The organism is Fretibacterium fastidiosum (assembly GCF_964642095.1).
Lineage (GTDB): Bacteria > Synergistota > Synergistia > Synergistales > Aminobacteriaceae > Fretibacterium > Fretibacterium fastidiosum.
In genome coordinates, this window is the sequence record NZ_OZ209244.1 from 2,755,581 (window position 1) to 2,774,885 (window position 19,305).

A 19,305-nucleotide genomic window follows, 5' to 3' on the forward strand; every position below is an offset into this window, starting at 1 on the left:
GACTATACGGTTGACAGTTCCTAACGACTCAATTCAGTATTTCCAAGAGCCAACACGCACGACCGCCGCCCCTGCGCCCTCCGGCCGTCAGGGCTGGGGACGCGACATGAGCTCCGTCAGACGGGCCGCCTTCTGGGGGTTCATCTTCCCCATGATCGAGGCCCGCGCTTCGTTCGGCAGCGTCATCAGGAGCTCCACCGCCAGCGGGTCCCGCAGGTGCTCCACCACGGCGGCCGCGTTGCGGGCCGACATGTCCTGATACGTCCTGGAGATCTGTTTGATGAGCTCCTTCTCGGCCGGCGTCGCCTCAGTTCCGCTGGCGACGTCTCGGCTGGCCGCGTCCAGGCTCTCCTGCCGAAGCGCCACCTCCGCGAGGCGGGCCGCCAGGTCGCTCGACAGGACGTCCAGCGACGCGCTCCGGCTGTCCAGGGAGCGCTCCCGCTCGTCCAGGCGCCTCTGCCACTCCCTGAGCTCCAGGGCCCGCCGTTCGCCGACCGTCAGGGTGTACTCCCTGGGGACCTCGAAGAACTCCGCCAGAGCGGGGCCTGCATAAGGGATCCTGGGGACGACGTTCCAGAAGAGGGGACGCCCGTCCCACACCCCGCTGAGGTGAAGCCCCACCGCCCCGCCGATCCCCAGGAGAAGGAACCACAGGAACCAGGTGAACTTGCTTCTCCGCCTCTTTTTGGCCGGCTTTGGCGCCGCCGGAGAGGGCTCTCTCTCCTCCGCCTGGCCGGCGTCGGGCGCGGGCGTGCGTTCCTCAGCCATTTAGCTCTCCTCCCGATAGCGATGGTACAGGGCCATCACGTTTCTGACGTAACGGTCGGTCGCGGAGGGGGTTTTCCCCGAATCCACGCGGGCTGACCCCGCGTTGTAGGCCGCAAGGGCCCTCTCGACGTCGCCCTTATATTTATCGGTCAGGTCGGAGATGTATTTAACTCCGCCCTCGATGTTCTGCTCAGGGTCGAAGGGGTCGGACACGCCCAACATGGCCGCCGTCCGCGGCATCAGCTGCATCAGACCCCGAGCGCCCTTCCCGGACACCGCATCCGCCTTCCAGCCGGACTCCACCTCGATCATCGCGCGGATCATCTCGGAATCGACGTTGTAGTCCGCCGCGCACCGATCGATCACGGGCTGAAGCTCCTCGTAGGACGTTCGGCCGGAGGCCCTGGGCTTTGGGCTCCTGCTGACCTCGTCCAGCACGTCGATGAAGCGATCCCTTGCGTTCGCCTGGGCCGGCACGTCGGGCATGGAGCGCTGCACGATCTCGTCAATGCGGCTCAACACCCGATTCACCCCCGTCAGATTGGGTCCGATCACGTCATCTTCCTCCCCTCTTGCCCCGCGCGCAGTGCAGCGTGGCCACGTCGTCCAGCTCCAGCTGTTCCGCGTCGAGCCGCTCCTTGAAGTCCGCCGTCTTCAGGCGGTCCACGTAGGTCTCCATGATGCGCACGTCCTTGTGGCGCTCCACAAGCCGGGCCTCCGTGCCCAGGATCCTCTGCCGGACGTCCTGCAGGGATTGCCTGCCCCTGTCGATGTTCGTGTTGATGGCGTCGATGAACTGCCGCTGAAACCAGAGGTCCGCGCCGTTCGTCACCCTCTCGTCGCCGCCGCGGAACTCCGCGATGGCCTCGGCCCTCTCTCCCTCAAGGGCCGACAGGCGGTCCATGACGCCCCGCTCCTCCCGGCGCTCCGCCGCCAGGGTGACCTGCTCGGCCCGACGGCCGTCCTCCCGGAGCTTCAGGATGCGGTCAAACCTCTGAATACGCTGGTTCATCTCTCAAAACCTCCGTTAATCTTCATGAGAAACCGAAGGGGAAGCGGGAGAGGCGAAGCGGGCACCGCCCCGGCGCGGAGCCTCCTCCTTCTGCGCTTCCTGCCGGGGCTGGACGGACGGGTCGGGGCGCGGCGCCAGCGCAAGCATCAGGCGATCCGTCTCCTCGAAGGAAGACCGTTCCTCCACGCGCTGGGACAGGAAGCCGCGAACGCTCTCCAGGTGCTCCAGGGCCCAGTCCACGCGCAGGTTGGAGCCCGCCTTGTACGCGCCGATGTTGATGAGGTCCTCCGACTCCGCGTAGGTGGCCAGGAGGTCCCGGATGCGGCCCGCCGCCTCCATGTGCTCGCGGGACACGATGGAGGGCATGACCCGGCTCACGCTCTCCAGCACGCTCACGGCAGGGTAGAAGTTCCTCGCGGCGATGCGGCGGGACAGCACCACGTGCCCGTCCAAGACGCCGCGCACCGTGTCGGCCACGGGCTCGTTCATGTCGTCGCCCTCCACCAGGACGGTGTAGATCCCCGTGATGCTCCCCCGCTCCCCCGCTCCGGCGCGCTCCAGGAGCCGGGGCAGCAGCTCGAACACGGAGGGGGTGTAGCCCCTCGTCGCCGGGGGCTCCCCGATCGCCAGCCCGATCTCCCGCTGCGCGCGGGCGACGCGGGTCACGGAGTCCATCATCAGGAGGACGTTCCTGCCCGCATCCCGAAAGTACTCCGCGATCGCCGTGGCGGTCATGGCCGCCTTGAGGCGGATGAGCGGAGGCTGGTCCGACGTCGCCACCACCAGCACGGACCGCGCCGCCCCCTCCGGCCCCAGGTCGCGCTCGATAAACTCCCGCACCTCCCGGCCGCGCTCCCCCACCAGCGAGATGACGTTGACGTCCGCCGTCGTGTAGCGGGCCATCATGCCCAGAAGCGTGCTCTTGCCCACGCCCGACCCCGCAAAGATGCCGATGCGCTGCCCCATGCCCAGCGTCAGCATCCCGTCGATCACTCGGACCCCGACGGAGAGGGGCCGGTCCACCATCTGGCGCTTCAGGGGGTGGGGCGGCATCGCATGGAGGGGATAGAAGTCCTTTGCGATGACGGGGCCCCTGTCGTCGATGGGCTGCCCCAACCCATCCAGGACGCGCCCCAGGAGCGCCGGCCCCACGGGGACCTCAAGGGGCCGGTTGGTGGACACCACGTCGCATCCCGGCCCTACCTCCTGCAGGTTCCCCAGGGGCATCAGAAGGACGCGGTCCTCCCGAAAGCCCACCACCTCGGCGTCCAGCGCGCTGGACCCGTTTCGGAAGCAGATGTGGCACAGGTCGCCCACCCGGACGTCCGGCCCCTGGGACTCCGCCACCAGCCCCACCACCTGCACCACCCGGCCGTTGACCTTCACCAGCTGCGCCTGACGCAGGTCCGCCTCCAGGACGGCGAGGAGGTCGGTCCCGGCCGTTGCGCCGTCGGCCCCGCTCATTGCCCCTCACCTCCGGCCGCGCCCTGAGCTCCCTGCCGGCCTCCGGAGCCCTTCGCGACCTGCTGAAAGATCTCGTCCACGATGCCGCCCACCTGCTCCAGCTGCGTCCGCCACCGCGCGTCGTAGACGCCCAGGGACGTCTCCACGATGCAGCTCCCCCGGTCCACGTTGGCGTCCGCCTTCAGCTCCAGTCGGCGCACGCCGCGCAGGGCCTCCTGAAACCTCGTGTCCACGTCGGCCTCGAGGCGGGCGTGGTCCTCCGGAGAGATGTAGATGACAACCTGATTCTTGTCGCTCAGGCGAGGGAGCAGGTCGGCCAGGATGGCCCCCACCGCGTCGGGGTCCAGCTCCACCTGGCGCCGCAGCATGCGCCCCAGCATCTCCTGCCACAGGCGCAGCAGGCGCGGCTGGTTGAGGGCCACGAGCTCCGCAAAGCTCCCCTCCAGGCCCCGGCGGATCCCCTCCAGGGAGTCCGTCAGCGCGGAGAACTTGTCCAGGTACTGCTTTTCCACCTCGGCCCGCGCGGCCGCAAGCCCCTCGTCGTGCCCCTTGTCCCAGCCCTCCCGGCGGCCCCGCTCCCGCGCCTCGCGGGCAGCCTCCTGCGCCACCGCGGCGGCTCCTTCCTCCAGCTCCCTTCGGCGCCGGTCACAATCCGCCCTGACGCCGTCGATCTCGGCCTCCAGGCGACCCCTGGCCCCCGACGCCTCGGCCAGCTGCGCCCTAACCGAATCCAGCTCGGCCTGGAGCCCCTCGATCCGGGCCAGCAGCTCCGGGTCCGGCCCCTCGGACACCGGCTCCGCCGCCTCGTCGGCGGACGGGGTCGGCGCCCTCTCATGCAAATCCTGCTCCTCCTCCGGTTGGGGAGAAAGAGCAGGCTCCGGTTCGATGCCGATCTTGACGGCTTCTGGAAGGAGGCGGACCGCGCGCAGGACCCGCTGAGGCGCCCTAGACAACGAGCTCGTCCTCTCCGCCCGTTGCGATGACGATCTCGCCCTGCTCCTCCAGCCCGCGGACGACGTTGACCACCTTCTGCTGGGCCTCCTCCACGTCCTTGACCCGGACCGGCCCCATGTAGTCCATGTCCTCCTTCAGCATCTCCGCCGCGCGCTTCGACATGTTCTTGAAGAACTTCGCCTTGAGCTCCTCCGTCGCGCCCTTGAGGGCCAGGCTGAGGTCCTTCATGTCCACCTCGCGCATGATGCGCTGCAGCGCCCGGTCGTCCAGGCGCAGGATGTCCTCGAACACGAACAGGCGCTTCTTGATCTCCTCCGCCAGCTCGGGGTCGTTCTCCTCCAGGTACTCCATGATGTTGCGCTCCGTGGTGCGGTCCGCACTGTTGATGAGGGACACCACCGCGTCGATGCCGCCCGCCATCGTGAAGTCCTGCCCCATCACCGTGCTCAGCTTGCGCTCCAGCACGCGCTCCACCTCCCTCAGCACCTCGGGCGTGATGCGGTCCATGCGGGCGATGCGCTTGGCCACCTCCGCCTGCAGGTTCGGGGACAGCCCGCTCAGGATCATGGCGGCCTGGGACGGGTCCAGGTAGGACAGGATCAGGGCAATGGTCTGAGGGTGCTCGCCCTGGATGAAGCTCAGGATCTGCTGGGCGTCCGTGTGCCTCATGAAGTCGAAGGGGCGCACCTGCAGGCTGGCCGTGATGCGGGCCAGGAGGTTCTGAGCCCTCTCCGGCCCCAGCGCGCGCTCCAGGACGTCCCGCGCGTAGTCCACGCCGCCCCTGGCCATGAACTCGCGGGCCATCAGCACCTCCTGCGCATCCTTCAGCACCTGGAGCTTGATCTCCGGAGACACCTTGCGCAGGTTGGCGATCTCAAGGGTGATGAGCTCGATCGTGGGGTCGTCCAGTTTCTTGTAGACCTCCGCGGCGACCTCATTGCCCAGGGAGACCATGAGGACCGCGATCTTCTCTCTGCTGGAAACGCCGCCCGGCGCGGCGCTGTTTGACTTAGCCATTTAAGGGACTCCTTTACTCGTCGGAAGCCAGCCACTCGTTGACCAGGTTTGCGACCTCTCCGGGGTTGTTCTTGGCGTAGGCCTTCAGCTGCTCCTCGATCACGGCAAGCTCGCCCTGGAAGGCCAACAGGTCCGGCGACGTCAACATCTCCTGAATGGTGGGCACCTTTCGTCCCTCCTCCGTCGCCTCCATGACGGCCACGCGGGCGCGGCGCTTCCGCAGCCGCCAGAGGATCAGGGCCGTCAAGAGGCCCAGCATGACCACGGCGGCGATGGAGCCGGAGGCGTAGCGCATCACCCGCTCCTGTCTCATCTCGGCCGCCATGGCGTCGGCGAAGGCGGTGGAGAACTTCATCGCCCGCACGACCAGGCTGTCGCCCCGCGCCTCGTTGAACCCGATGGCCCCGGAGACGATCTCGCGCAGGCCCCTCAGGCCTTCATCGTCCAGGTCCTCCGCGTCCACGAGGACGGAGGCCGACAGGCGTCGGATGCCCCCCGGTGTGACGACCTGATCGCTCTTGTGCGTCGTGATCTCGTAGTTCGTCGTCGCGTTCGACTTGCTGTAGTCGCTGTTGACGTTCTGGGTGTTGACGGCGTAGCCCGGAATGTTCGTCGTCGTCCCCGGCGTCCCCGTCAGGGGCTGTCCCGTACCGCTGTAGGTCTCCTCGCCCTTCTCCGTGCTGCGGGGGATCCCCATCGGGTTGTCCGGCCCCAGAGGAAGGTAGTCCACCCGCGAGTTGGAGCGCCGGTCGAAGTCCAGGTCCAGCTTCACCTTCACCACCGCCGTGCCTGGGCCGAAGACCTGCTCCAGCATGTTGCGCGCCTTCGCCTCGAGCTCGCGCTCCTGCTGCCGCTCCAGCTCCCGCTGGAGGGAGGTCACGGAGTTGACGGCGCCGTCCTGGGAGTAGATGAACATGGAGTCCGCCACCATGTCGGACAGGGTGTGCCCGCCCGTGTCCACGACGGTCACGTCCTCTGGCTTCAGGCCGTTCACGCTGTGGGAGACCAGGTGGATGATGGCCTTCACGTGGTTCGGCCCAAGAGACGCCCCGGGCCTCAGCCGCAGGAGCACGGAGGCCGTCGTCGGCTGCTGCTCCCGGAGGTAGAGGGTCTTCTCCGGAATGGCCACGCTGACCCGCGCGGAGTCCACCTGATCCATGCGGGCGATCGTGCGCTCCAGCTCCCCCTCGATGGCGCGGCCGTAGGCGACCTTCTGCTGGAACTCGCTCATGCCCATCTTCGCGTCGTCGAAGAGCTCGAAGCCCGTGCTGCCGCCCCTGGGCAGCCCCTGCTGCGCCAGCGACAGCCGCGTCTCATAGACGCTCGAGTTGGGCAGAAGGATCGCGTTCGCCGAGGGGTCCAGTCGGTAAGGGATGTTGTTTTCCTTCAGGTAGTCCACGATCGCCGCCTGATCCGAGACGTCCAGTCCCGCGAAGAGCGGCTCGTAGTTGGTGCGGCCCGCCACGAAGATCATGAGGCCTATGGCGGCAAGCACAAAAAAAGTCGACAAAAACAGGGAGGCACGCTGCCAAAGCTTCAGGGAGGCCCAGAAGCCCAGGAAAGCGGCGAACCAGCGTCGTATCGTGTCCATAATCGATCAGGGCTAACCCGATATCCTGGAGAGGGACTGATAGGCGTCCACCAACTTATTGCGCAGCTCCATGAGGAGCTTCAGGGAGACCTCGGCGCGCGACGAGGCGAGGACCACCTCGGAGATGTCCGTCACCTCGCCGATGGCCAGCCGGCGCACCTTGTCGTCGGCCTCGAGCTGAAGCGAGTTCACCTTCCGTATCGAAGCGGAGAGCATATCGTCAAATGAAACTTCGGGCGCCTCCGGCGCCTCAGTGAAGATTCGCCGCGCTGTCGGCTTCGGCTTTTCCTCTATGCTTTCAACCTTCACTTGAGATAAGTCCAATAACAGGCGATCCACTGTCAAGCCCTCCAGTCAGAGATACGAACTCCCCTTTATTCGGTATAACAAGCTCCTCATGAAAACGGCGGCCATGCCAGATCGTTACCGAGGTGCGTGAGCACTGCGCACAGGCCCTCCGCACCGGAGGGGCTTCGTCGTCACCGCACGCTGCCCTTGAGCCGGGTAAAGGCCACATGTCGGAAGAGATTTGAACTTCCCTCGTCCGGCTCCCGCGCCGCGGTCGACCCCAAGGCGGCGATCCCGCTCCCATCCCTGAGGCTTTTCGTATAGCATACCATGAAATACGCATCGCGTGGAAGCCCGCACAAAAATTTCCCCGCCTCGGAATTTTTCTCGCCTCTCTGCACGATCGTTACTTAATTGTAATATACTGTGGAATGAATTGAAATAGCCAACGCGAGGCCTGCGGGGCCCGGACGTTCCGCAGAAGGTCGCGCCGCAGACGGCGCCAGACCCCTCGCAAAGGTTTTTACGATACGGGCGGAGGTTGGAGCCAATGGCATTTGGACCGGAGTTCATCCGCGGCCTCAGGGCCGCCATCAGCACGAAGCTCCCCTGGCGCGTGGCCAGGGTGGAGGGGGGCGAGTCCTGGGCCGCCCTGAAGGTGTCCTACGGGGACCTGTGGCTCATCCTGTCGTGGGGGGCGGGGGCTGCGGGCTGCTGCCTGGCGGGCAGCGGGGAGACGGCGGCCCTGAAAAAGGGCGCGCCGGCCCGCGCGCCCATCACCGAGGCGCTGAAGAGCCGCGCGGTCCGCGGGGACATCGTCGCCGTGCGCCAGGTCAACGACGACCGGGTCCTCGAATTCCAACTCCGCCGCCGCGTGGCCGCGGGGACGGCGATCGGCTACTACCTCGTCCTGGAGGCGACGGAGCCCGTGGGGAACCTGCTGCTGCTGGACGAGGACCGCAGGATCGAGGAGGCCGCGCGGCACTCCGCTCCGGACCGGAACCGTTACCGGACGCTCCTGCCCGGCCACGACTACGCGCCGCCCCCGGCCTTCGACGGTCCCCTGCCCTCCTCCCTCTCCTCTCTCGCCTTTTCGGACGTGCCCGACCTTGCGGGCATCGGCCGCCCCCTGACGCGCCTCGTCCAGTCCCACTGGGAGGAACGGGACCCCTCCACCTGGCTCTCAGCCCTTCAGGACGCCGTCACGGACGCGCCGCTCCCCTGCCAGGTCACCGCGAAGAACTACGTGACGCGCTTCGGCATCCTCCTCCCCGAGGCCGTGCCCCTGGGCGACGATCCCCTGCAGGCGGCCGCGCGGGGCGTGCTGGCCCCCATGATGCGACGGGGGCGGGACCGCCTTCTCCACGAGCTGGACCAGCGGCTGAAGCGTGCGGTGAAGGCGCGGGAACGACGCCTGGACGGCCTCCGCAAGCAGCTCAAGAACTGCGCGGAGGCGGAGGACCTCCGACGAAAGGGAGAGGCGCTCCTGGCCCACCTCGCGGAGGTTCCCGCAGGAGCCGGGGAGGTGACCCTCACGACGTGGGAGGGGGAACGGCTCACCATCGCGCTGGACGCGCGCCTGTCGCCCTCGCGCAACGCCGAACGGTACTTCAGGAGGTATCGCAAGGGCAAGGGCGACCCCGCCGCCATTCGGGACGAGCTGCGGGCTCAGGAGAGCGCCATCAGCGAGATCCTGGAGCAGCACGACCTCCTGGAGGCCATCGACGACCCGGAGGCCTTCGAGGAGGCCCTTCGGGACATCGAGGAGTGGCTGGCCCCGGAGGACAGAAGGCAGGATGCCAAAAAGAAAAAGGGGAAAAAAGGAAAGGGGGGCGAACGCACTCCACCCTTCCTGAGCTTTGCCGTCGAGGGGCTGACCGTCCTGGTGGGGCTCTCGGCGCGCGGCAACCGCTACGTCACCTTCAAGCAGGCACGGCCGGAGGACATCTGGATGCACGCCCATGAACTGCCCGGCTCCCACGTCATCATCCGGGGCGCCCGCGACCGCGCGGCTCTCGAGGGCGAGCACCGGGCCGTGCTAGAGTTCGCGGCCTCCCTGGCCGCGGCACACTCAAAGGGCAGGAACGCCGGCTCCGTCCCCATCGACTACACGGAGCGGCGGCACGTCCGCTCCGTTCCGGGAACCATCGCCCTCGTGACCTACACGAACCCCGGCACCCTGCGCGCCGTGCCCCACGCCGGGGGAGGGCTGCCGGCGAAGCCGGAGGGGGACTAGGCGCCTCAGCGCAGGAGCGGGACGTTCGCCTCCCGACCCACCAGACGGGCGAACTCCAGGGCCCGCAGGCCCGACGCGCTCCTGAGCCCCCTCAGGGCGCCCCGGTCCAGCAGGAGGGCGACAAGCTCCGGCGGGGCCAGGGCCGCGGCCGCCATCAGGGGGGTGACCCCCTCCTCCCCCCAGAGGGGGCACCGCGCGTTGACGTCCGCCCCGGCATCCAGCAGGAGGCGCGCCTTCTCCAGTCCGCCATCCTCCGCCAGGAGCGCGGACGTCAGAGGGGATCGTCCCTCGCCGTCTTTGGCCAGGGGGTTTGCCCCGCGCTCCAGAAGGAGCTCGACCTGCCGGGCCGATCCGTGCTCCGCCGCCAGGTGCAGAGGAGTCCCTCCGCCGGCCGGACCGTTGGGGTCGGCGCCGAAGTCCAGAAGGAGCTCCGTGAGCCCGGCGAAGGCGCTGCCCTTCTCCAGCGAGAGGGCGAGGGGCGTGCGCCCCTCCTCGTCCGCGGCGTCCGCCTCCGCGCCGTGCAGGAGCAGCAGCCGCGCCACCTCAACGTGCGTGGAGAGCGGCACGCGCACCCCGGCCGCGACGGTGCAGTACAGGGGGCTCCGCCCCCGCTCGTCGCGTCCCGCGGCACGCTCCCCCGCCTCCAGGGCCCCGCGGACGGCCTGAACGTCTCCCAAGGCGCAAAGTTCAGCCAACTCCGCGCCACACGCCGGAGAAAGGAGCAGGAAAGCCGCCAGCGCGCCGCCGAAGAACCGCGCCACGAACCGCCTCACCACAGACGACACCTCCTCGTAGAATAAGTAATGTGGAAGTGGTACCAGGGATGGTAAACTACTTCCAGGTTTGTCGGGAAAGCTCGTTACCTCCTTGCAGGATACGGGCCAGCCGACCCCGCCCTGCGCTCTATTATGGCAGACCGCCGGGGAAAAATCGACTCCGACCCCGCCCGCTCCGCAAAATTTGACAACGTCCCAAACTTGGATATAATGATTGAGTTTTGTGCGGAGAAGTGGCCGAGTGGTCGAAGGCGGTTGACTCGAAATCAACTGAGCGGCTTGCCGTTCCGTGAGTTCGAATCTCACCTTCTCCGCCATTTAACGTATTTCCTCGTCTTCAAATAATCGAAGGTTGAAGGGCCGGTCTGCGACCGGCTTTTTGTTTGTGTTTGCACTCTGATACGCGTCAATGCACGAGGCCTTTTTCAACTTCTGTTGCGTCTGCTCTGACAATCCAGCTGATACCAATTCGCGTCTAATGTGGATTGCCTCCCCTGAAAGGGGAGGTGGTTCGCGTCAGCGAACCGGAGGGGTTGTTTCTCAGGCTCAACACCCCCCAGCCCCTTCGGGGCAGCCCCCCTTGCAGGGGGGCCTTTCTTGCCCTTCTTTAAACGCGAATTGGTATGAGATGAAAGAAGTCTTTTTGTTTCCTTGGTCCCGATAGTCCATCCCATGGTCCTGAAAACTTTATTTTGGGGTATTATAACATTCACCGGAGGATGGCATCGGGAGGTGAGCATGATGCTGAACGATACAAGCCTGGCCTTCATCCGTTCCGTTGCCGAGGAATACGGTGCCGCTCGCCTATTGCTCTTCGGCTCCTGCCTAGCAGGACCGGAAGGTGAGGCCAGGGACATCGACCTCGCCGTGGAGGGGTTGTCCCTGAAGGACTATCATGCCTTTTGGGATCGTCTTCTGTGGGCTGACGAACTTGGCGGAAAGCCGGTTGACGTCATTCGGGTGGAGGACAACGGTTTCCTTGTTCCGATCATTCTTGACGAAGGGGCGGAGATCTATGCTGTCCGAGAGCCACAAAAAATCGCTCCGCCCCCGTGAAGGCAAAGTTACAGTTCCTCCCGAACAACCAGGGAATACCGGCGCGACCGTCCATTTCCAGTCGCCTGGACCACGCCCTCTTCCGCGAGTTCTGAAAGAAGAACCCGCACCCTTGCCGGACTGAGGCCGATATGCCGCGCAATTTCCCCGGTCCTGGCGCCCCCCTCGGAGGCAAGGAAGGCAGCGATCTTCACCCGGTTCTCCAGGGTCTTCGCGGCCTTACCATTACCGCCATTCGCCTCCGTTTTTTCCGCTTGTTTTTTCCGCTTGTTTTTTCCGCTTGCTTTTTCCGCTTGTTTTGGGATGAAAGCAAGCGTTAAGATCGTGCGATCCGGGTTGTACTGTTCCTCGATGACGGGCTCTCTCCAGCCCTGGGACTCCCACACCGCGTAGATATCCGGAACGCCGCTCCCGGCGCGCTCCCCGATGCCGATCATGTTGAACATCTTCATCAGCGCCTTGTTCCGCGGGTCGGAGATGCCCCCCTTCAACATCTGCTCCCTGCCCGTGCGGATGTAGCCGGGGTTCTCCATGACAATGGCGTCGCTGCCCTTCTTGATGACGACGCCCCGCGCCACGAAGAAGTCCGTGTTCACCAGACAGTTGGCCAGGGCCTCACGGAGGGCTTTGTGAACGGGGGTATCGTCGACGCGCGTCACGCCCTCCAGCTTGAAGGGTCTCTTCAAATCTTTCACAAGCTTTGAGTACACGAGGAAGAAAAAATCGAACAGGTTCCCCGTCCAGTCCCCGGAGCTCGACTGCAGGCGGTCCGTCCACCGAATGGCGGGGTCCAGCATCTCGCGGTAGTCCAGGAAGTACTCTGGGTACTCGTCCAGGATGCGGAACTCCTCGCCGAACATCAAAAGTCCTGCCGCCGTGGGGTGCAGCCTTTGATCCGCCTTTGCCCTCTTTGCCGCGCCGATCCGCTCCAGGTATTCCTCATCGCCCAGGCTTTCCCAGACATGCCCGGTGCGGTAGGCACTGTGCCGGTTCCGGTAGGCGTGAACCGTGTCCAGGTTCAGGTCATCGATCTCAAAATTTTCGAGGACCTTCATGTCGAAGGTTTCCTCCGTCTGGTCGCGAAGCATGGCCTTGATCTCGCTTCGCGTGCAGTGGTAATCCCCCTCACCGTTTCGGCGGAACGTGCCCTCAAAGAGGTCGTCGTTGATATAGACGGGCCTGACCTCGCGCTCCGCCCTCGGAACGCGGATGGAGAGGACAAGGTCCTCCCCCACCTTGTAGTCCTTCACATCCTCGTCGACCAGGAGGTTGACGCTCACCTTTTTGCCGTCGTTAAGGACGCTCCACAGATCCCTTCGCAGCTTCTCCACGTCCTTCGCGTCAAGCCCGGTCGTCACGAAGCTGCCATCCTTCTTCTCGCTCACCCCAAGCAGAATAAGGCCCCCATAGCCGTTCGCCATGGAGGAGTAGGTCTCCCAGAGGCTCCTGGGCAGGCCGCCTTTCGCCCCCTTGACCTCGAGGCGGTTACCCTCCCGGTACTCCTCGAACTTCCCGATATCAAACTCCATGGTGTTCCCCTCCGGCCTCGCTCCACCCCAAAGGCATTGAATACCACGTCCTCCGCCAGTCGTTCCAGAGGGCGTTTTGCCGATCCAAATGCTGATTTTCACCCTGTTTCGGCATGGGGACAGCCTCCTTGATCGCGATGATGAGGGAACAAGTCAAGTCAAGTATAGTGTGGTGAGAAAAGGATGTCAAACACATGGGCCCTCCCCAAACCACAGGGGAAATTGATCCCTCGTTCACACGGCCCCCCTTCCAAGCAGCCGCTCCAGGCAGGACCGGGTTGCCGCGCCGTACGGGTGCCGCTCCTCCAGAAAGGCGTGCAGGTCTTCCGGGGTATCGAGGTCCCGGTACGAGTCCGTCTCCGCGCAGATGCAGCCCAGGCCTCGGGCCCGCTCCAGCGTTCCGAGCCGGACGCCGCCGCTGCCCCATGGGGCGGAGATGTCGAAGAGCTCCGGGATCGCCCTTTTGAGGCCAATGAGCCAGTACCCGCCGTCGGGGGTCGGCCCCAGGACGACGTCGGCCTCCGCCAGGAGGTCGAATGCCCTGCGGATGCTGTCGGGCCGCATCTGGGGGATGTCCGTCCCGACGATCGCCGCCCGTTCGTACCCCGCCTCGAAGGCGTCCCGGGCCGCGGCGAGCATCCGGTCACCGAGGGTGAGGCCCCGCTGTCCGCGGAGCGCGAAGGCGGCGGGGATCAGGTCGGAGTACGCCTCGGGCCGGCCGCTCCCCGTCCAGTAGAGGAAGAGGTCCGCCCGGTCCCGGAGCTCCAGGGCTGTGGCGAACGCATCGGCCCAGAAGCTTCGGTGCAGGGCCTCCCTCTGCCCCTCGTCCAGCAGGGGCGAGAGGCGCGTCTTGGTCTCCGAGCCGATCGGAAGCCGGGAGAAAAGGATCAAAGCCTCGGATTTTTTCGTCGCTTTCATGGGTCCGCATCGCGTCCTTTCTCCCCGCGGCGCCCCTCGTAGAGGGTCCGCAGCACCTCGGTCGGCACCCCCAGGATGTAGAGCGCCTTGATCGTGTGGATCTTCATCAGCGTCCTCAGCCGGCCGTTCCGGATGAAGCGCCGGGCCGAGGTCCCCACCGGCGTATCCAGGGCCCGGATCAGCCCTTTGCGGTGCAGCGGCCGCAGGCGCCTCGCGAGCTCCCAGTCCTCCATCAGCGCAAGGGGCGCGAAGCCGCCGAGCGAGTCGAAGACGTCCCGCCGCAAAAACAGGGCCTGATCTCCGAAGATCAGGCCGAAGCGTCGTGCCCGCGTGTGGGACGTGCGCTCCACGAAGCGCATGAACCGGTCGTCCGCGTCGTAGAAATGGAGCCGGAAGAACCCGCCGACGCAGCCCTCCGAGAGGGCGAGCGCGATGTCGGTCAGGCTCGACGGGGCGACTTGGGCGTCCCCGTGCACGAACCACAGCACGCCGCCCCGCGCGGCGCAGGCCCCCGCGTTCAGCTGGAGGGCCCGGCCCCTGCCGCAGCGTACGACGCGGACTCCGGACACGGCCTCCGCCGCCTCGACCGTGCCGTCCGTGCTGCCTCCGTCGGCGACGACGACCTCCTTCTCCCCGGAAAGGGCGGACAGGGACTCCAGGAGCCCCGTGATGCGTGCGCATTCGTTCAGGGTGGGGACGACGATCGAGATCATGACGCGACCGGGGCGCTCCAGGACCACATCATGCCGTGGCCCCGCCGCAGCTGGACCCGCTCCCCGCCGTGCAGGCGTAGCAGTGGTTGCCCAGGCGGATATTCCGCCTGGAGGGGCGGTCCCCCCTCAGGTCGCCGATGCGGTCCGTCCCCTCTACGGTCCAGTCCAGGGCCTGATTGAAGTCGCAGTCGTAAAGGCGTCCGTCCCAGCCCACGGAGAGCTGGCTGCGGCACATCATCCCCTCCGCCGCAACGGGGTTGAAGCTGTCGTGGAGGCGGCGCATGTAGCCCGCCATGTTGCCGCTGCGCACCAGGAAGGCGCCGAACCGCCCCACGGGATTGTTCGTGATCGTGAACAGCCGGTTGAACACGATCCCGTACTCCGCGCCGAGCTTGAGCTTGTACTCCTGTTCCATGCTAGCCTGCGGCGGAGGGAGGAACGCCCCGCCGGGGTTGTAGACCATGTTCAAGGCCAGCCGGTCGTCCTTCCCGTACCCCAGCTCGTTCAGCCTGCGGAGCATGGAGATGGCGCTCCGAAAGGTCCCTGCGCCCCTCTGCCGGTCGCAGTCCCGCTCCGAGTAGTAGGGCAGCGAGCAGACGATCTCGACGCCGCGTTCGGCCATAAACTCCGGCAGATCGTCGTATCCGCTCTCGTGCAGGATCACCAGGTTCGTCCGCACGATCACGTGGACGCCAGCCGCCGTACCCCGGTCCACCAGGAAGCGGAAATCGGGGTTCATCTCAGGGGCGCCGCCCGTGATGTCCAGCGTGCGAAAGCCCCAGGCGGCAAGGACCCTCAGGCAATGTTCCATCGTGCTGCGGGACATGACCTCCGTCCGGTTCGGCCCGGCCTCGACGTGACAGTGCCTGCAGGCCAGGTTGCAGAGCCGACCGACGTTGACTTGAAGGACATCGAGTCGTTCGAGGGTCTGCCCGACCCGCGGATCGGGCAGTTTGCCGCGGAAGGGGGGGACGCAGGCCAGAGGATCGTCCCGTCCCGCGAAGGTCATAGTTCGAGCCTCCCGACGATGTTCTTCATCTGAAGCCCATGCACCAGGCTGGCGCCGCCCCGGATGGCGCAGGCCACATGGACGGCCTCCGTCATCTGCGCCTCGTTGACGCCGTTCTCCAGGCAGCTCTTCGTGTAGGCATCGATGCAGTAGGGACACTGCACGGTATGGGCTACGGCCAGGGCGATCAGCGCCTTTTCGCGCTTCGTCAACTCGCCCTCCTCGAACACGGCGCCGTAGTACGCCGAAAACTTCTCCCAGAGCGGGGACGCGCACTGCCCCATCTCCGCGAAGCGGTTCAGGTCGTCGGCGTCGTAGTAGGCGTTCGTCTTTTCCGTCGTCATCTTTTTGAAACCTCCTCGTAGAATTAAGTAATACCAATTCGCGTTTAATATGGATTGCCTCCCCTGAAAGGAGAGGTGGTTCGCGTCAGCGAACCGGAGGGGTTGTTTCTCAGGCTCAACACCCCCCAGCCCCTTCGGGGCAGCCCCCCTTGCAAGGGGGCCTTTCTTTCCCTTTAGACGCAAATTGGTATAATGTGGAAGTGCTACCAGGGATGGTAAACTACTTCCAGTTTTGTCGGGAAAGTTCATCACCTCCTCGTGTCGTGATCGTGCGATAAAAATCCAGTTACGAAATCAAGTCGGGAAGCGGGCTCACCGGCAGACGAGTTTTCCTAGACGCTGCCTCGTCCTCCAGCGGTTGAGCCAGCTCCGAAGCGATCGGTCCGGCGGGGGCGTGGAGCGGTCCGTCCAGCCTCCGCCGAAGATCAAATCCAGGAGGTGCAGGCTCTCCCGTCCACCCGTCCGCATGGCCGAGCGGCACGAGGCGCAGTAGGAGACGATCGTCCCGCACGGCGACTCCTCCGCACGTTTCTTCATGGCCTCGTAGCCCAGCCTGACGTCGCCCACCGCGATCATCGGGGCGCAGCCGCAGCAGCGCGCCCGATCCCGCGCACAGTCCATCTCGCGGACCGTGGCTCCCAGCTCCCCGAGGACGGTGCGCACACCGTCGTAGATCTCCGGGACACCTCGGGTGACGCAGGAATCCTGGATCGAGACCTCGAGGCCGCGCGCGCTGCCACGGCTTCCCTCCGGGAGCCCCATCTCCGCCAGGATCGTCCAGAACGAGCGCACCCGGCGGTCCTCGTCGAAGTGTCGGAAGATGGTGTAACAGTTCTGGCAGGCCACGATCACCTCCTCCGCCCCCATGAGGTCGAGGTCGCGCCGCACCGCGTCGAATCGCCTCCGGAACTCCCCGGTCATGGCCATGAGCTTCAGCGGCTTCCCGCAACACTTGAGGAGCGCGCCGACGCCCTCCATGCGTTCGCACAGGTACTGCCATGCCGCCAGGACGTGTTCCGGGGCGTAGGCCGCAAGGCTGCACCCAGGGAAGAAGACGCGCCGGGCCCGCCCCTTTTTCGTGCCGACGGTACCGTCCGCCCCGACGGCGCGGCAGAAGAGGGGCGAGAAGGCCAGGCACTGGTGAAAGCGCATGGTCCGATGGAAGGAGCCCCTCGCCGGGGGCGTCGCGTTCGAGTGGATTCCCATGGCGTCAGGCGCCGGATTTCTCGACGTAGCGCCGGCGCAGATAGAGCCCCGCCGCCGTGACGAGGACGGCCAGCGCCCCGGCCAGGATCAGGTAGAAGCGCCGGTTCTCCGCGTCCCCCAGCCCCGCGGCCCCAAGGGTGAAGAAGGTCACGCCAGGCGCCAGAAAGAGCGCCGTGTAAAGGGTGTAGGGCCAGAAGCCGATGCCCGTGATCCCGTAGGCGAAGTTCTGGAGGTTGTAGGGGAACAGAGGCACCAGCCGGGTGATCATCAGGAGCACGACGCCGCTGCGACCGACGTCCTCGAACAGGACGCGCTTCAGGTACCGGTTGCGTTCCACCCAGGGGGCGACGGCGTCCCTGAGGAAATAGCGGCCGGCCAGAAAGGCCAGAACCGCCCCGATCGTCGCCGCAGCCAGGCAGAGGGCGGTGCCCAGAAGGGGGCCAAAGAGGAGCCCGGCGACGATCGCGAAGGTCACCCCCGGAAGGGCCAAAAGGACACAGCCCACCGTCGTCGCCGCGACGTAGATCAGCGATGCCGTCAGGACGTTCCCGCGCACCGCTTCCCTCATGGCCTCCAGGCCACCCGGCCCCGACAGAAAATCCGACCAGCCGTAGTGCCGATTCAGGATGAAGGCGACGATCGCAATCCCCAGGAAGACGAGCGGCTTTCCACAGCGCCCCATCAGGCGCTCCGGTCGGAACGTTTCTTTCGCTCCGTGTAGACCTGCTTCAGCAGCACGATCAGGATCGAGAGCGCGAAGAGGATCAGGAGCCCCGTGACGAAGAGCTTCGCCCCGCCCGTCAGCATCCCTCCGACGTAGGAGTAGACGATCGTCGCGGGAAGCTGTCCCACGCCCGTGGCGATGAAGAAGGGCCAGAAGCCCATAGAGGTCAGGCCCGCCGCGTAGCTGACGATGTCGAACGAGATGAACGGCAGGAGACGGGCGATGAGGATGCTCTGGGCCCCGTGCCGCTCGAAGAAGGCGTCGATGGAGCGCAGGCCGGTCTTGCTGGAGAGCTTTTCCACGACGTCGCGGCCGAGGATGCGGGCGATGTAGAAGCAGGCCGCGGCGCCGGCCATGGCGCTCGCCCAGGACAGGATGGCGCCGCGCCACCAGCCGAAGAGGTTGGCGTTGGCGAAGGTGATCAGGAAGGCCGGGAGCGGCGCCACGATGGACTGGAAGACCATCAGGAGGAAGGAAACCGCGGCGGCCATGGTCCCGTAACGCTCGACGAAGCGGCGCACCGCGGCGAAGTCGCCGGTTGCGAAGGCCGAAAAGATGGAGTCGATGACGCCTCTGTACGGCGGCCAGACGAAATAGGCCCCGATCGCCGCGGCGAGCAGGATCAGAAGGACAGCCTTTCCGGCGTATCGCCTGCCTGCCCCTCCCAACTGTCCGGGCTTACAGGCGGCGTCTTGTACGTTTTTCGTTTCACTCATGCGGGATACCTCCAAACGGAACCGCCCGTCCCGAAAGCGGGACAGATCAGGGTATGGATGGGCCACGGCCGCAGCCTCCGGGGAACGAAGGCTGCGCACAGGGCGGCGTCGGTGGGGTTTTGTCCTTTCAGACAAAACGTCCCGCGCAAAGAACCGGTTGCCGGGCTACAGGGAAGAGAGGCCGTGCCCAAGGAAGAGCCGAGGACGAGAACCCGGACTCGCCGTGCCCGCCGTGGCGCACACGTGCACACCGTGCAGCGAATGCGAAGCGCGTCATGTGAATACGGGCACGACTCTTCCTCCTTCCGTTTGGGGCTTATAGCTATTGTACACCAGGACCGGAGAAAACGGCGGACGCCCAGGGTCGCTGGACGGGATGGGGGCCATATGCCGCGAGGCTCCGCCCGGTCCGACCTACTTCGCAGCCTCTCTGGGATAGACGACCAACTCGTTGTAAGTGGAGATCGGGCACTTCTCGCGCTTGTAGACGACGTCGGTGAGTTCCATGACGACGATCTCCATCGTGGTCCGCGTGATGCTCCCCTCCTTCATCATGTGGCCGCCCCACATCCTCCCGTCCTCGTCGGCGATAGAGAGGTGCAGGTGGTGCTTTTCGGCGTCGAGCGTTCCGCCGAAGTAGATCACCTCGTACTTCCCCTTCATCAGCGTTCCCTCGCTGCGATCGGCAAAACGGATGTTGGCCTCGGAAAGGCTCCCCACCGCCGACACGATAGCGGCGGCCTGGATGCCCTTCTTATCGACGAAGGCGCGCAGCTCCTTGACGACGTCGGTGCCCGGAACCAGGCGGATCGTGTAGAAGCGGGCGTTCGAGGGAACGGCATCCGAAATATCGGCCTTCACCGCATCACCGGAATCGACCGCAAAACACGTCCCCGCCATCATCAGGCACAGCACGAAACCGAACAGAAATTTTTTCATCTCAGGTACCTCCCTATTTTTTATCCATTCTCCAGAGTGAGTCGA

Annotated in this window: 20 protein-coding genes and 1 tRNA gene; 3 read left to right on the forward strand and 18 right to left on the reverse strand. The window is 65.8% G+C overall.

All coding sequences use genetic code 11. The features are described from left to right. Window positions 1–87 precede the first annotated feature (87 nt). The 8 genes from ACK28C_RS12320 to fliE are packed head-to-tail and all read right to left on the reverse strand — an operon-like array spanning window position 88 to window position 7,115. Complete coding sequence (locus ACK28C_RS12320) at window positions 88–768, reverse strand: MotE family protein (protein WP_409152260.1); 681 nt, start codon at window positions 766–768, stop codon at window positions 88–90. Continuing rightward, the gene (locus ACK28C_RS12325) at window positions 769–1,323 is read right to left on the reverse strand and encodes a lytic transglycosylase domain-containing protein (protein WP_279369686.1); all 555 of its coding nucleotides are present in this window, start codon (window positions 1,321–1,323) and stop codon (window positions 769–771) included. It lies immediately after the preceding gene. A 1-nt stretch (window position 1,324) separates the two neighbouring features. After that, the gene (locus ACK28C_RS12330) at window positions 1,325–1,780 is read right to left on the reverse strand and encodes a flagellar export protein FliJ (protein WP_015555792.1); all 456 of its coding nucleotides are present in this window, start codon (window positions 1,778–1,780) and stop codon (window positions 1,325–1,327) included. Window positions 1,781–1,795: 15 nt separating this feature from the next. Beyond that, a complete protein-coding gene (gene fliI, locus ACK28C_RS12335) occupies window positions 1,796–3,244 on the reverse strand; it encodes a flagellar protein export ATPase FliI (RefSeq protein ID WP_409152261.1) in 1,449 nt (482 codons plus the stop codon). Then, complete coding sequence (locus tag ACK28C_RS12340; protein WP_409152262.1) at window positions 3,241–4,197, reverse strand: FliH/SctL family protein; 957 nt, start codon at window positions 4,195–4,197, stop codon at window positions 3,241–3,243. The genes fliI and ACK28C_RS12340 overlap by 4 nt, the downstream gene beginning before the upstream one ends. Beyond that, the gene (gene fliG / locus ACK28C_RS12345; protein ID WP_409152263.1) at window positions 4,190–5,215 is read right to left on the reverse strand and encodes a flagellar motor switch protein FliG; all 1,026 of its coding nucleotides are present in this window, start codon (window positions 5,213–5,215) and stop codon (window positions 4,190–4,192) included. The genes ACK28C_RS12340 and fliG overlap by 8 nt, the downstream gene beginning before the upstream one ends. A 13-nt stretch (window positions 5,216–5,228) precedes the next feature. Next, entirely contained in the window at window positions 5,229–6,806 is a 1,578-nt protein-coding gene (gene fliF, locus ACK28C_RS12350) for a flagellar basal-body MS-ring/collar protein FliF (protein ID WP_409152264.1), read from the reverse strand. A 12-nt stretch (window positions 6,807–6,818) separates the two neighbouring features. Next, window positions 6,819–7,115 (reverse strand): flagellar hook-basal body complex protein FliE, encoded by a 297-nt coding sequence (fliE, locus tag ACK28C_RS12355; RefSeq protein WP_409152265.1) that lies wholly within the window; start codon window positions 7,113–7,115, stop codon window positions 6,819–6,821. A 529-nt stretch (window positions 7,116–7,644) separates the two neighbouring features. Here fliE and ACK28C_RS12360 point away from each other — a divergent pair. Beyond that, window positions 7,645–9,330: an NFACT family protein gene (locus tag ACK28C_RS12360; protein ID WP_409152266.1), complete on the forward strand. Its 1,686-nt coding sequence runs from the start codon at window positions 7,645–7,647 to the stop codon at window positions 9,328–9,330. Window positions 9,331–9,335: 5 nt separating this feature from the next. Here the strand turns inward: ACK28C_RS12360 and ACK28C_RS12365 are convergent, their stop codons facing one another. Further along, a complete protein-coding gene (locus ACK28C_RS12365; protein ID WP_409152267.1) occupies window positions 9,336–10,106 on the reverse strand; it encodes an ankyrin repeat domain-containing protein in 771 nt (256 codons plus the stop codon). A 227-nt stretch (window positions 10,107–10,333) separates the two neighbouring features. Between ACK28C_RS12365 and ACK28C_RS12370 the strand changes: the two genes are divergently transcribed. Both ACK28C_RS12370 and ACK28C_RS12375 read left to right on the forward strand, forming a co-directional pair. Then, window positions 10,334–10,423, forward strand: a tRNA-Ser gene (locus tag ACK28C_RS12370). A 421-nt stretch (window positions 10,424–10,844) separates the two neighbouring features. Continuing rightward, a complete protein-coding gene (locus tag ACK28C_RS12375) occupies window positions 10,845–11,162 on the forward strand; it encodes a nucleotidyltransferase family protein (RefSeq protein ID WP_409152268.1) in 318 nt (105 codons plus the stop codon). Window positions 11,163–11,170: 8 nt separating this feature from the next. Here the strand turns inward: ACK28C_RS12375 and ACK28C_RS12380 are convergent, their stop codons facing one another. The 9 genes from ACK28C_RS12380 to ACK28C_RS12420 all read right to left on the reverse strand — a co-directional run bounded on the left by ACK28C_RS12380 (window position 11,171) and on the right by ACK28C_RS12420 (window position 19,260). Continuing rightward, window positions 11,171–12,691, reverse strand: a complete 1,521-nt coding sequence (locus tag ACK28C_RS12380) for an ATP-binding protein (RefSeq protein WP_409152270.1) — start codon at window positions 12,689–12,691, stop codon at window positions 11,171–11,173. Between the two features lie 234 nt (window positions 12,692–12,925). Further along, on the reverse strand, window positions 12,926–13,609 hold the full coding sequence (locus tag ACK28C_RS12385) for a TIGR04282 family arsenosugar biosynthesis glycosyltransferase (RefSeq protein WP_015556478.1): 684 nt from the start codon (window positions 13,607–13,609) through the stop codon (window positions 12,926–12,928). Continuing rightward, window positions 13,606–14,322 (reverse strand): TIGR04283 family arsenosugar biosynthesis glycosyltransferase, encoded by a 717-nt coding sequence (locus ACK28C_RS12390; protein WP_208873071.1) that lies wholly within the window; start codon window positions 14,320–14,322, stop codon window positions 13,606–13,608. Before ACK28C_RS12390 ends, ACK28C_RS12385 begins: the two co-directional genes overlap by 4 nt. Window positions 14,323–14,350: 28 nt before the next feature. Beyond that, on the reverse strand, window positions 14,351–15,331 hold the full coding sequence (gene arsS, locus ACK28C_RS12395) for an arsenosugar biosynthesis radical SAM (seleno)protein ArsS (RefSeq protein WP_015556479.1): 981 nt from the start codon (window positions 15,329–15,331) through the stop codon (window positions 14,351–14,353). Beyond that, window positions 15,328–15,675 carry an arsenosugar biosynthesis-associated peroxidase-like protein gene (locus tag ACK28C_RS12400; RefSeq protein ID WP_015556480.1) on the reverse strand — a complete coding sequence of 116 codons (348 nt, stop codon included), beginning with the start codon at window positions 15,673–15,675 and terminating at the stop codon, window positions 15,328–15,330. The genes arsS and ACK28C_RS12400 overlap by 4 nt, the downstream gene beginning before the upstream one ends. 312 nt (window positions 15,676–15,987) lie before the next feature. Further along, a complete protein-coding gene (locus ACK28C_RS12405) occupies window positions 15,988–16,881 on the reverse strand; it encodes a (Fe-S)-binding protein (protein ID WP_015556481.1) in 894 nt (297 codons plus the stop codon). A 4-nt stretch (window positions 16,882–16,885) separates the two neighbouring features. Further along, a complete protein-coding gene (locus ACK28C_RS12410; RefSeq protein ID WP_015556482.1) occupies window positions 16,886–17,563 on the reverse strand; it encodes a TVP38/TMEM64 family protein in 678 nt (225 codons plus the stop codon). After that, complete coding sequence (locus ACK28C_RS12415; protein ID WP_015556483.1) at window positions 17,563–18,321, reverse strand: TVP38/TMEM64 family protein; 759 nt, start codon at window positions 18,319–18,321, stop codon at window positions 17,563–17,565. Before ACK28C_RS12415 ends, ACK28C_RS12410 begins: the two co-directional genes overlap by 1 nt. A 414-nt stretch (window positions 18,322–18,735) precedes the next feature. After that, window positions 18,736–19,260, reverse strand: coding sequence for a PPC domain-containing DNA-binding protein (locus ACK28C_RS12420; RefSeq protein ID WP_015556484.1), 525 nt, complete (start codon window positions 19,258–19,260; stop codon window positions 18,736–18,738). Window positions 19,261–19,305 lie beyond the last annotated feature (45 nt).